The organism is Xanthobacter oligotrophicus (assembly GCF_008364685.1).
GTDB lineage: Bacteria > Pseudomonadota > Alphaproteobacteria > Rhizobiales > Xanthobacteraceae > Xanthobacter > Xanthobacter oligotrophicus.
In genome coordinates, this window is record NZ_VTTL01000011.1 from 1 (window position 1) to 12,363 (window position 12,363).

The following is a 12,363-nucleotide window of genomic DNA, read 5'->3' on the forward strand; positions in this document are numbered from 1 at the left end:
CCGTGAGGCTCGCATCGTCCGTCTCCGTGATCGACGGACTCTACCCAAATCTGGAGGAGGTTCTGGGGCTCAGGTCACCTTCTACGCAGGCTCCGTCGGCAATGCGGAAGGCCGCATCATGATTGGAGCAGCGCACAAGCGTGCCGTCCGTGCTGACCACGCGCGTGCTGCGATAGGTGAGCGGCAGGTCGCGATGGGGGCACAGGTTGACGAACGCGGCGACGCCCCCCGCCGCATTGACCAGCAGGACGGGAAAGGCGCCCGCCCCGCTGTCGATCTCTACGGCCAGCACGCCCGCGGCATCGAGGTCGGAGGCGGCAGCCAGCGCCGCCCCCGCCGGTGGAGCGCTCCGATAGGCGCGGAAATCACCCATTTGAGCCTCCGGTTCCTCGCTCAGGCCGTCAGCACGCCGCGCTGGATCTGGTCGGCCTCGATGGATTCGAACAGGGCCTTGAAATTGCCCTCGCCGAAGCCGTCATCCCCCTTGCGCTGGATGAATTCGAAGAAGATCGGACCGATGACGGTCTTCGAGAAGATCTGCAGCAGGATGCGCGTCATGCCACCGTCCACCACGCCCTCGCCGTCGATGAGGATGCCGTGGGTCTTCAGCCGGTCGATTGGCTCGCTGTGGCCGATGACGCGGGTATAGGAGCGCTCGTAATAGATATCCGGCGGCCCCGGCATGAATTCCACGCCGCGGGTGGCGATGGCGTCGGTGGAGGCGTAGATGTCGTCCGTGGCGATGGCCACGTGCTGGATGCCTTCACCCTTGTACTGGGCGAGGTATTCCTCGATCTGGCTCCGGTCGTCCGCGCTCTCATTGATGGGGATGCGGATCTTGCCGCAGGGCGAGGTCAAGGCGCGGCTGGTGAGGCCGGTGAGCTTGCCGGCAATGTCGAAATAGCGGATCTCACGGAAATTGAAGGTTTCCGCGTAGAACTTGTACCAGGTGTCCATGTTGCCGCGCCGGACATTGTGCGTCAGATGGTCAAGGTAATAGAAACCGACACCATAGGGCCGGGGATCCGCCGCGCCGAGCCACGCGAAATCGCCGGAATAGGGCGAGCCCTTCGCGCCATAGGTGTCCACGAAATAGAGCAGCGACCCGCCGATGCCGATCACCGCCGGCACGTCGAGGGTCTTGTCGGGGCCGGTATATTCGGTGGCCCCCAGCTCCAGCGCGCGCTTCAAAGCGTGCCGCGAATCCACCACGCGCCAGGCCATGGCCGGGGCGCAGGGGCCGTGGGCCTCCACGAAGCGGCCGGAATGGCCGTCGCGCTCGCGGTTGACCACATAATTGATGTCGCCCTGCCGATAGAGAGAGATGTCCCGGGTTTTGTGGCGGGCCACCTCGGTGAAGCCCATGGTCTCGAAGAGCGGTCCGAGCACGGCGGGATCGGGGTGGGCGAACTCAACGAATTCGAAGCCGTCGGTTCCGGCGGGATTGCTGGCGCTGATGGTGGCCGGCGGTGCGTCGTGCGGGAAAGGTCCCATGGCATCCTCCCTGAAGCGTGGATGGGGCAGAGTGGGGCAAAGTCGCCGCAATGGGCGTGCGAAATTGATCTTGATCAGATATAGATCGTGAGAAACGAGCGTTATTTGCTTATTATGTGCGAGAAGCGTGCATGGACATCTTTGACATCCGCATTCTCTCCGCGCTGCAGGACGACGGGCGCCTGACCAATGCGGAGCTGGGGGAAAAGGCAGGGCTGTCCGCCTCCCAGTGCTCCCGCCGCCGCATGGCGCTTGAGGAGGCCGGCGTCATCGCCAGCTACCGCGCCCATCTGTCCCCCGAAGCACTGGGGCTCGACGTTCTGGTGTTCGTACAGGTGACCCTGGCGACCCATTCGCCGGACAACGCCGAGCGGTTCCTCGCCCTGGTCAGCAGCCTCGACGAGGTTCAGGAAGCCTACTCCCTGACGGGCGAAGCCGACTATCTCGTCAAGCTCACCGTGCCGACGCTGAAGGACCTGGCGCGGCTCCTGTCGGAAGTCTTCCTGGCGCATCCCTCCGTGGCGCATCTGCGCTCCTCCATCGTGCTCGACCGGCTCAAGCAGAGCGCCCGGCTGCCCCTGGCCCATCTGCGCCGGTTCTCCCGGACGGAGGGCTGAGCGTCCGGCGCCCGGCCCTCCGTCCGCGGTCATTGCGAGAGCTTTTCCAGTGCCACGTCCGTGGTGCGGGGGCCGAGCAGGCCGACCGCCAGCATGGTGATGACCATGCAGGTGGAGGTGAAGAGGAAAACGCCCGTCACCCCGGTATGATTCAGTAAGTATTCGAGGATGAAGGCGGTAAAGATCGCCGAGAAGCGGCTCCACGAATATACGAAGCCAACCGCCCGGGCGCGGATGCGCGTGGGATAAAGCTCCGCCTGGTAGGCATGGTAGGTATAGGACAAAGTATTGGCCGCCAGCGTGATGGTGAGGCCGGCGGCGAGAATGCCGGCCATGGCGGTCTGCTGCGAGAAGGCGAGGCCCGCCACCACGATGATGCCCGCCATGGCCAGGATCACGTTCTTGCGCTCGTAGCGGTCGGCGATAATCATTCCAAGCAGCGGGCCGACCGGCGCGGCGATGGCGATGATGCTGGTGTAGCCGAGGCTGGTGGTGACCGTGATGCCCTGTTTGATGAGCAACGAGGGCACCCAGTTGGCGAAGCCGTAATAGGCGACCGTCTGGAAGATGTGGAACAGCAGCATCATGATGGTGCGCTGGCGATAGGGCGGCTTCCAGATGTCGCCGAATCGCTCGTCCTTCACGATGGGCCCGATCTGCTGCGGCTCGGGCGGAGGCAGGTCCTTGCCGGTCTCCTCGCGGACCTTCTTCTCAAGGCGGGTGACGATGACGTCGGCTTCCGCCACCCGGCCCTGCATGGCGAGCCAACGCGGGCTCTCCGGCAGTTGTCGGCGCACCCACCAGATGACCAGCGCGCCGGCGGCCCCGATCAGCACCACCCAGCGCCAGCCGTCAAAGCCCAGCGGTGCCGTCGGCACGAGCAGGTAGGAGAGAAACGCAACCGTCGGCACCGAGAGAAAGCCGATGGCCTGGGAGAGGGCCGAGGCGCGGCCGCGCATGTGCTTGGGCACCAGCTCGGTGATGTAGCTGCCGATGGTGACGATCTCGACGCCGATGCCGATGCCGGCGATGAAGCGCCACAGATTGACGTCGAAGGCCGTCGACTGGAACGCCATGACGGCGTTGGCGGCCGAATACCAGAGCAGCGAATAGGTGAACACCGCCTTGCGTCCGAACCGGTCCGCCAGGAACCCGCAGCACGCCGTACCGATGAACAGCCCAGAGAACAGCGCGGCGATGAAGCTCGCCCGTCCGGAGAACAGCAGCTCGAAGAAGTTCCACAGGGATGTGGCCTCCGACAGCGAGGCGGCCTTGCCGCTCAGAATGCCCGCCTTGACGAGGCCGGGCGTCACATAGCCGGTGAGGAACAGGTCGTAGAGCTCGAAGAACAGGCCGAGGCTGATCAGCACCACCACGCGCCAGACCGGGCGAGAAGCCGGGATGCGATCGAGCCGGGCGGAAATGCTCCCTGCATCGAGTTGCACGCGCGAAACGGCCGCCGCGTCCGCGACCGCCCCCACGTCGAGGGCAGACAAGGCTTTCATGTTTTCCTCCCAAAGAAGCCGGCCTGGGCTGTTCCCGCCCCTTGGCCGTCGCGATGACTTGGATGTGGACGAGGCGTTGGATGTCCGCCCTTCCCGCGGCGGCGCTGAACGCCGTCGCGGGCCGGCGGTCAGGCCGGCTCGATCGCAGGCGCGTCCGGCGCCACCAGCACGCCGGTATCCAGCAGGGTGGCGATTTCGGCTTCGGAGAGCCCCGCCTCGCGGGCCACATCCCGGCCGTGCTCACCCACACGCGGCGGCTGGCGGGTGAGGCCGGGGCGCCCGTCGAACAGGGAGATGGGCAGGGCCGGCAGGCCCGCGGCCGCAACCACCGGATGGAAGGCGTCGTCCTCCCGGGCCCGGGTCAAGTCCGTCGGCAGCAGGCCGCCGGAGGCGAGCAGATGCGGATCGTCGAACAGGTCGCCCGGCCGGTTGATGGGCGAGAACGGCAGGCCGAGCGCCTCGCAGCGCGCCATCAGCTCGTCCTTGGAGAGTGTCTTGAACACGCGTCCCACGCGATCGAGAATGCGCGGGCGCGCGGCGGCGAGATCCGCCATGCGGGCGAGGCCGGGATCCTTGAGGAAATCGTCGAGGCCGAAGGCGGCGCAGAAGCCGCGCCACTGGGTCTCGGTCACCACGCCCACGAACACCTGGCCACCATCCCCGGTGTCGAAGATGTCGTAGAGCGGCCAGGGCTTCTTCATGTCCGGGTCGCCGAAGGGGGTGGGGTCGCGTCCTTCCACGGCGGTGCGCGCCATGTGCTGGGCCACCAGAACCATATTGGTCTCGAACAGGCCGGACTGGACCTGCCCGCCGCGCCCGGTGATGTCCCGCTCGCGCAGGGCGGCGAGCACAGCGAACGCGCCGAACAGGCCGCCCATAATGTCGTTCACCGAGGAGCCGGCCCGCAGGGGGCGGCCGGGCGGGCCGGTCATGTAGGCGAGGCCGCCCATCATCTGCACCACTTCGTCGAGGGCGGCGCGGTGCTCGTAGGGGCCGGGCAGAAAGCCCTTCAACGAGCAGTAGATGAGGCGGGGGTTGGCGGCCTGCAGGGTTTCAAGCCCGAGCCCCATCTTCTCCATGCCGCCGGGCCGGAAATTCTCCACCAGCACGTCGGCGCCGGCAGCAAGCTTTCTCACCAGCGCGAGGCCGGCCGGGGACTTCAGGTCCACGCACAGGCTGCGCTTGTTGCGATTGAAAGTGGGGAAGAAGCCCACCGCAGGCCCGGTGAGCCGGCGGGTATTGTCGCCGCCGGGGGCGGGTTCAATCTTGATCACGTCGGCGCCGAGATCGGCGAGGAACATGCCGCAGCTTGGCCCCATGACCATGTGGCTGAACTCGATCACGCGGATGCCGGCGAGGGGCAGGCGGCCGGCGGTGCCGGGGGCCGACACAGGAGCGTCGATGGCGTTCATTGCACAGCCTCCAGGGCTTCATGGGCGGCGCTTGAATGGCGATAGGTGCGCGGGATACCGGCGGCTGCGACGCGGCCATGGAGCCGTTCCGAGGGCAGCGCCTTAGCGAGCACGGCCCGGGCCGCGATGAGGGCGGCAAGATCGATGCCGGTGTCGAAGCCTTCCTGTTCCAGGAGATACACTAGGTCCTCGGTGGCCGCGTTGCCGACCGAGCCCGGCGCGAACGGGCAGCCGCCGAGGCCTCCGAGGGCGCCGTCAAAGCCGCGCACGCCTTCCTCCAGGCCGGCATAGACATTGGCGAGGGCGGCCCCGAGCGTGTCATGCAGGTGCAGATGGCCGAACCGCGCCGCACCCACCTCCCGGCGCACGCCCCGCACCAGCCGCTTCACCTGGGAGGGCGATGCATATCCGAGCGTATCGGCGAGGCTCACCGTATCTGCGCCCGCCCCGGCGAGGGCGGCCGCGAGGCGCAGCACCTCGGCCTCGGGCACGATGCCCTGGAGCGAACAGCCGAAGGCCGTGGAAATCCCGGCCTCGATCCGCGGGCTGTTCGCTCCGATCGTTGCCGCGAAAGCGGTGATACGCGCCACCTCGGCCACCTGCTCGTCACGGCTGCGCCGTACGTTGGACCGGCTGTGCGCCTCGCTGGCAGAAACCGGCACGACGATGATCTGCGCACCGGCCGCGGCCGCGTTCTGCGCACCCCGCAGGTTCGGCGCGAGCGCCGCCACCTTCAGTGCGGGATGATGCTGTCGCACGGCCGCCGTCACGTCCGCGGCATCGGCCATCTGAGGCAAGGCCGAGGGGGGGACGAAGCTCGCGACCTCCATGTCGCGAACGCCGGCGGCGACCATGGCGTCGATCCAGAAAAGCTTTGAGGCGGTGGGCATGATCGCCTTCGCCATCTGAAGGCCGTCCCTCGGGCCGACCTCGCGGATGGCGAGGACAGGCCGCTTGGCGTCGGGGGCCATGGTTTCCTCGTTTATTTTGATGTGTTGATTGGAAAATACATCCGCATAATGCGGACGAGAATCGCTCATTAGCGCCCCCAGCATCCGCCGTTCACGGATGCTGGGGCGACTCGGCAAGAGGGCGTGCCAGATGGCGGCGCCACCGGATTGGATCACACTGCGGCTGTTCCTGACCGCCATCGAGCTTGGCAGCATCGCCAAGGCCGCCGATCGCTGCGGCATCGCCAATTCGGCGGCGGCCAAACGCATCCAGGTGCTGGAAGCGCAGACCCGCACGGCTTTGGTGGAACGGCACGCCCGCGGCATCGTCCCCACCGCGGCGGGGGAGGCCTTTGCCCGCCATGCCCGCGGCCTCCTCGACCTGGCCCGGCACCTGGAGGACGAGATGGATGCCTTCGCCGCCGGTGGTGCGGGAACGGTCCGTCTGCTGGCGACGGCATCCTGCATCGGCGGGCATGGTCTGGCGCGTGCGCTGGCGGGTTTTACGCGGTTGCATCCTCGCATCGTCGTGGACCTGCGAGAATTGACCAGCGCGGCAATCCTGCAGGACCTGATCGAGGGGCGGGCGGATCTTGGGATTGTCACCACCAATGCCCGCATCCCGGTCGGGCTCGAAGCGCAACCGTGGCGGGAGGATCGCCTGCTCGCCATCGTCTCGGCCGACCACCCGCTGGCGGTCCGCAAGGACGTGAGGTTCAGTGAGGTGCTGGAGTATCCGCTCGTGGATGTGCTGGAGATCGGCGCCCTATCGCTGCTGCTTGCCGAGGCGGCCCAGGGCCTCGGGCGCAAGCCCCATTACCGCTACCGCGTCACATCCATGGACGCGGCCCGCCGGCTGGTTGCGGCCGGCCTCGCCATCAATGTGATGCCGGACGGCATGATCGAGCCTTATGCGCAAAGTCTCGGCGTACGCGGCATTCCCATCGACGAGCCCTGGTCGCTCCGGCGGCTCCGGCTGGTATCGCGGGCTGAAACCATGTCAACGGGACCCGCCCGCCGCCTCGCCAGCCATCTGCTGAACGCTCCGGCGGCAGGCACCAGCGTCGGTTAAATCGTCCCGCTGGTGGTCGGAACGCGAACGGATCACCACCGCCACGGTGGGCTAGCCAAATAAATGGCGGGGCTTTGAATGTCCAAGAGCGGACAGCGTGCCAATGTCCGCTCCTGGCGCAAAGCCTCGGGCGCAGACCCGCGCGCGCGCTCCGTTGAACCGCCCCAGCTTCACCGGAGGCCATTTGGTTCGAGTCACGCCGCCATTTGGTGCTCGTCGAGCACGGCGTAGTAGCGTTCCTCGGCTTCGGCCGGCGTGATGTTGCCGATAGGCTCCAGCAGTCGGCGATTGTTGAACCAGTCAACCCAGGTCGGCGTGGCGAACTCGACAGCCTCGAAGGATCGCCAGTGACCCCGCCGATGGATGACCTCAGCCTTGTAGAGGCCGTTGATCGTCTCGGCCAGGGCGTTGTCATAGATGTCACCGACGCTGCCGACGGAGGGCTCGATGCCGGCCTCAGCCGGGCGTTCGGTGTAGCGAATGCTCAGATATTGCGAGCCGCGGTCGCTATGGTGCACCAAGCCCCCGCGATGAACGGGTCGCCGTTCGTGCATAGCCTGCTCGAGCGCGTCGAGAACGAAGCTCGCATGAGCGGTTCAAGTCGCCGGGCGACATGGGCATGGTAGGTCGATGGGGCGATCGGCAGCAGCTTGCAGATCGGCTCGACCCCATACGCACCGCGGTGATCGTCGATGAACGCGATCATCTCTTCGACCGGCGGTCGAGCTCCGCCAGGGCGAAATACGCGGATGCCTTGCGCAGGATCTCGTTCGCCTGCCGAAGTTCGCGGTTCTCGCGTTCGAGGACCTTCAGCTTTGCGGCCATGTCTGTCGACACGCCAGCCCGCCTAGCGGCGTCGACCTCAGCCTCATGATCCAGCACCATCCGAACCGCGCGAGCGCACACCTCAGGCGAGAACCTGTTCGTCGTCTTGCTCGTCATGGCTCCACCTTCTCAGGAGTTGGAGCCTCCGGCAAACTCGGGGCGTTTCATCTCCGACAGATAAAACTTTGCGGATGCATTATCTTGCGTAGCTATGTTTGAGCCGCCCGTCGGCCCGTAGCATGGCTTCACTGGATCGGTGGCAGCGTGCGGAAAACAGCAGGCGCCCCGCTCCCGACCGCGACGGGAGGCGCGAGACAATGCAATTCAATGCGGCAGTGGTGCGCGCCAAGGGCGGCCCCTTCAAGATCGAGTGTGTGCAGGTCGAGCCGCCTCGGGACGACGAAGTCCTCGTGAAGATTGCCGGCGTTGGCGTCTGTCACACCGACATCGTGGTGCGCGATCAGTATTTTCCGACCCCTCTGCCAGCCATTCTCGGCCACGAGGGCGCGGGCGTCGTGGTGCAGGTGGGCGCCAAGGTCAAGAAGGTCGCAGCCGGCGACCATGTGGTCCTCAGCTTCGCCAGCTGCGGCACCTGCGCCAACTGCATTTCTGGACATTATGGCTACTGCGTCAATCTTTACGGCTGCAACTTCAGCGGAGGCCGCTCGGATGGGACGAGCCCGTGCTGTGATGCCCACGGTCAGCGCCTCAGCAGCGTTTTCTTCTCTCAGTCTTCCTTCGGCGAATATGCGCTGGCGACCGAACGCAACGTCGTCAAGATCGAGAAGGACGTGCCCCTGGAGATAATGGGACCGCTCGGCTGCGGCATCCAGACCGGTGCGGGCGCGGTCATCAATGCGCTGAAGCCCGGCGCGGGCTCAAGCATCGCCGTGTTCGGAGTGGGATCAGTGGGCCTTGCCGCGGTGATGGCGGCCAAGGCAGTAGGCTGTACGACCATCATCGCCGTCGATCTCAACGACACCCGCCTCGCGCTCGCCAAAGAGCTGGGCGCCAGCCACGTGGTGAACGGCGGCCGCGAGGATGCGGTGGCGGAGATCCAGGCGCTCACGACCGGAGAGGGCGTGCAATATTCCCTTGAATGCACCGGCCTGCCGAAGGTTGCCCGTCAGGCGGTGGACGGCCTGCGTCTCACCGGCACCTGCGGCATTATCGGCGTGGCCCCTCTCGGCACCGAAGTGGCGCTGGACATGAACGGCCTGCTGTTCGGCCGCACCGTGCGCGGCATCATCGAGGGTGACAGCGTGCCGGATATCTTCATCCCGCAACTGATCGCGCTGTGGCGGCAGGGCCGCTTCCCATTCGATCGGCTGATCCGAAAATTCCCCCTCTCGGCCATCGACGAAGCCGTTCATCTCTCCGAGACCGGCGAGGTCCTCAAGGCCGTGCTGGTCCCGGAACATGTCGCGTGAGGGGACAGTGATGGTCGAAGCCAAAATCAGCACTCTGGCATTCAAGGCCCGGCAGCGGTTCGGCGCCAAGGTGGCGCTCACCGTGGCAGGCGGCGCCACGCTCAGCTTCGAGGAGATCGACGACAAGGCCGGCCGCATCGCCGGCGCGCTGGCGGCGCGCGGCATCGGCTCTGGCGATCGGGTGGTGCTGCATCTGCCGAATAGCTGGCAATGGGTGGCGGCCTATCACGCCATCGCCCGGCTTGGTGCAGTGGTGGTGCCGGCCAACATCCTGCTCACGTCCGAGGAAGTGGCCTTCATCGCCGAGGACGCGCAGGCCACCGCCCTGATCGTGCCGGGGGAGCGGCGGGGCGCCTTCGGCGGGCAGGCCCGGATCTTCACCCTCGGCAAGGCGGACTGCGCCGAGGAATTCGAGGTGCTGCTCGCGGGGGACTACAGGGCCCCCGTGGAGCGCGCGCCCGACGACCTCTTCACCATCGGCTACACCTCTGGGACCACCGGCAAGCCGAAGGGCGCCACCATGACCCATGCGGGGCTGTTCGCCAGCCTCGCCGGCACCGCGACCATCCATGTCCGCACCCGCGACGATGTGGTTCTGACGTCCCTGCCGTTCCCGCATGTCTACGGCAATATCGTCCTGAACGCAGCGTTCCTGGCCGGATCGCGCATCGTCACCACGCCGCGCTTCGATGCGGGGGAGTCCCTGCGCCTCATCGGGCAGGAGAAGGCGACCCTCTTCGAGGGCGTGCCCACCATGTACTACCAGATGCTGGCTCACCCCGACATGGCCGGCGCCGACCTCTCCAGCCTCACGCGCTGCACGGTGGGTGGTCAGACCATGCCTACCCCCAAGATCGAAGCGGTCACCCGCCGGTTTGGCTGTCCGTTGCTGGAACTCTGGGGCATGACCGAGGTGGCCGGGCCCGCCATCACCCATTCGCCCTACTGGCCGGCGCGGCCGGGATCCATCGGCCTTCCCCTGCCAGGCCTTGAGGTGCGTCTCGCCGAGCTCGCCGATCCGCGGCGCGACGCCGTCCTCGGGGAGGCTGGAGAGCTGATGGTGCGTGGCGCTATGGTCACCAAGGGCTACTGGCGCAACGCCAAGGCTACGGCCGAAACGATCGATGCGGACGGCTGGCTGAGCACCGGCGACATCGCCCGAGCGGACACCGATGGCTATCTCTACGTTGTGGACCGACGCAAGGACATGATTATCACCGCCGGCTACAATGTCTATCCCGCCGAGCTAGAGCAGGTCATCACCATGCATCCCGACGTGGTGATGGTCGCCGTCGCGGGGGTGGCGGACGACGAAAAGGGCGAGCTGGCGCAGGCCTTCGTGGTCCGCCGGAGCGGCTCAGTCCTGAGTGAGGACGACGTGGTCGGCCACTGCCGGCAGCATCTGGCTGCCTACAAGGTGCCACGGCGGGTCGTCTTCGTTGAAGATCTCCCAAGAAACAGCACCGGAAAGATCATGCGTCGCCGCCTTGGCGAAATGAATGCCTGATCTTACGAGCGACTGGATACAAACATAAACACGGGATGAGGAATGCCATGTCGATCGATTTTCTTTCCGCTTACAGCATGACCATCGACGGGATGCCCGCGACTTCTCCGGCGATTTTCGAGGCGATCAACCCGGCGACGGAGGAGATCATCGCCACGGTTCCGGACGCGAGCCGCGACCAACTCGAACTGGCAGTGGCATCCGCCGCCCGCGCATTTCCCGCCTGGTCCGCGCGCCCAGTGGCGGAGCGCCAAGCCCTGGTGGCCCGTATCGGCGACGCCATTGAGGCCCACGCCGAAGACTTCATGCGCCTCCTGACCCTGGAGCAGGGCAAGGCCCGCAAGGGCGCCGAGTGGGAGATCGGCGGCTCCATCGTCTGGTGTCGCGAGATCGCCAAGCAGGACCTGCCCGTCCACACCTTGGAGAAGAGCGAGGCCCGCACCGTGGAAACACGACGGGTTCCCCTTGGCGTCATCGGCGCCATCACGCCGTGGAACTTCCCGGTGCTGCTCGCCATCTGGAAGATCGCGCCGGCGCTGGTGGCCGGCAATACCATGGTGCTCAAGCCCTCGCCCTACACGCCCCTTTGCACCCTGAAGCTTGGCGAGATCCTGCGCGACGTGCTCCCGCCCGGCGTCCTCAACGTCGTCTCCGGTGGCAACGACCTCGGCGCCTGGCTGACCCAGCATCCGGACGTACGCAAGATCAGCTTCACCGGCTCGACCGCGACCGGGCGCAAGATCATGGAATCGGCCTCCGGCAACCTGAAGCGCATCACGCTGGAGCTGGGCGGCAATGACCCGGCCATCGTGATGCCCGACGTCGACGTGAAGGAGACCGCCGAAAAGCTGTTCTGGGCGGCGTTCCAGAACAGCGCGCAATTCTGCGTGGCAGCCAAGCGCCTCTACATTCACGAGGCGATCTACGACCAGTTGGCGCAAGCCCTCGTAGACTATGCCAGGACCATCAAGGTTGCCGACGGCGCACAGCAGGGCACTGACCTGGGGCCGATCCAGAACCGAATGCAGTTCGACAAGCTCAGGAGCCTCCTGGCGGATGCCAAGGCCGATGGCCAGCGCTTCCTGCTTGGCGGCGAGATCGAGGACCGCAAGGGCTATTTTGTCCCCGTCACTATCGTCGACAATCCCCCCGAAGACAGTCGCGTAGTGGTGGAGGAAGCGTTCGGCCCGGTGCTGCCGCTGCTGAAATTCAACGATATCGACGACGTGGTCGCGCGCGCCAATAGGTCGGAATACGGACTGGCCGCATCGGTCTGGAGCAAGGATCTCGATGTGGCGCGCAAGATTGCCGAGCGCATCGAGGCCGGCACGGTGTGGGTGAATGAGATCCACACTTTTTCGCCCCACGTCGCCTTCGGTGGCCACAAGCAGTCCGGCATCGGCATCGAGAATGCGATCGAGGGCCTGTGCGAATACACCAACGCACAGACCCTGGTCGTCACCGCTGCATGAGGCGCACCGGTGGCGGGAGCTGCCCCCACCCCAAGCGGACATGATCTGAGGCCAGGACCGACCGCGGCCGTGGCTTCTC

10 protein-coding genes, 1 pseudogene and 1 other annotated feature are annotated in these 12,363 nt (G+C 66.3%); of the genes and pseudogenes, 5 read left to right on the forward strand and 6 right to left on the reverse strand.

Annotated elements, in window-relative coordinates; genetic code table 11:
• Positions 1-40 precede the first annotated feature (40 nt).
• Together FZ033_RS18085 and hppD are read right to left on the reverse strand one after the other, a co-directional pair.
• Positions 41-373 (reverse strand): Rieske (2Fe-2S) protein, encoded by a 333-nt coding sequence (locus FZ033_RS18085; protein WP_149577482.1) that lies wholly within the window; start codon positions 371-373, stop codon positions 41-43.
• A gap of 20 nt (positions 374-393) precedes the next feature.
• Entirely contained in the window at positions 394-1,494 is a 1,101-nt protein-coding gene (hppD, locus tag FZ033_RS18090) for a 4-hydroxyphenylpyruvate dioxygenase (RefSeq protein ID WP_149577483.1), read from the reverse strand.
• A 131-nt stretch (positions 1,495-1,625) separates the two neighbouring features.
• On the opposite strand from hppD, the gene FZ033_RS18095 reads away from it, so the two are divergent.
• Positions 1,626-2,111: an Lrp/AsnC family transcriptional regulator gene (locus FZ033_RS18095; RefSeq protein ID WP_149577484.1), complete on the forward strand. Its 486-nt coding sequence runs from the start codon at positions 1,626-1,628 to the stop codon at positions 2,109-2,111.
• A gap of 29 nt (positions 2,112-2,140) precedes the next feature.
• Here the strand turns inward: FZ033_RS18095 and FZ033_RS18100 are convergent, their stop codons facing one another.
• The 3 genes from FZ033_RS18100 to FZ033_RS18110 form a co-directional block, all read right to left on the reverse strand.
• Entirely contained in the window at positions 2,141-3,616 is a 1,476-nt protein-coding gene (locus tag FZ033_RS18100) for an MFS transporter (RefSeq protein WP_149577485.1), read from the reverse strand.
• A 128-nt stretch (positions 3,617-3,744) separates the two neighbouring features.
• The gene (locus tag FZ033_RS18105; RefSeq protein ID WP_149577486.1) at positions 3,745-5,028 is read right to left on the reverse strand and encodes a CaiB/BaiF CoA transferase family protein; all 1,284 of its coding nucleotides are present in this window, start codon (positions 5,026-5,028) and stop codon (positions 3,745-3,747) included.
• On the reverse strand, positions 5,025-5,999 hold the full coding sequence (locus FZ033_RS18110; RefSeq protein WP_149577487.1) for a hydroxymethylglutaryl-CoA lyase: 975 nt from the start codon (positions 5,997-5,999) through the stop codon (positions 5,025-5,027). Before FZ033_RS18110 ends, FZ033_RS18105 begins: the two co-directional genes overlap by 4 nt.
• Before the next feature lie 130 nt (positions 6,000-6,129).
• Here FZ033_RS18110 and FZ033_RS18115 point away from each other — a divergent pair, with 130 nt between their 5' ends.
• A complete protein-coding gene (locus FZ033_RS18115) occupies positions 6,130-7,050 on the forward strand; it encodes a LysR family transcriptional regulator (RefSeq protein ID WP_188079568.1) in 921 nt (306 codons plus the stop codon).
• A 194-nt stretch (positions 7,051-7,244) separates the two neighbouring features.
• Here the strand turns inward: FZ033_RS18115 and FZ033_RS18120 are convergent.
• Positions 7,245-7,992: pseudogene (locus tag FZ033_RS18120) on the reverse strand (transposase).
• Positions 7,682-7,798: a sequence feature (AL1L pseudoknot), on the reverse strand. Its footprint overlaps the pseudogene before it by 117 nt.
• 200 nt (positions 7,993-8,192) lie before the next feature.
• On the opposite strand from FZ033_RS18120, the gene FZ033_RS18125 reads away from it, so the two are divergent.
• The 3 genes from FZ033_RS18125 to FZ033_RS18135 are packed head-to-tail and all read left to right on the forward strand — an operon-like array spanning position 8,193 to position 12,284.
• A complete protein-coding gene (locus FZ033_RS18125) occupies positions 8,193-9,305 on the forward strand; it encodes an NAD(P)-dependent alcohol dehydrogenase (protein WP_149577676.1) in 1,113 nt (370 codons plus the stop codon).
• A 10-nt stretch (positions 9,306-9,315) separates the two neighbouring features.
• Positions 9,316-10,812, forward strand: a complete 1,497-nt coding sequence (locus FZ033_RS18130; protein ID WP_149577489.1) for an AMP-binding protein — start codon at positions 9,316-9,318, stop codon at positions 10,810-10,812.
• Positions 10,813-10,859: 47 nt separating this feature from the next.
• Positions 10,860-12,284, forward strand: coding sequence for an aldehyde dehydrogenase family protein (locus tag FZ033_RS18135; RefSeq protein WP_149577490.1), 1,425 nt, complete (start codon positions 10,860-10,862; stop codon positions 12,282-12,284).
• Positions 12,285-12,363 lie beyond the last annotated feature (79 nt).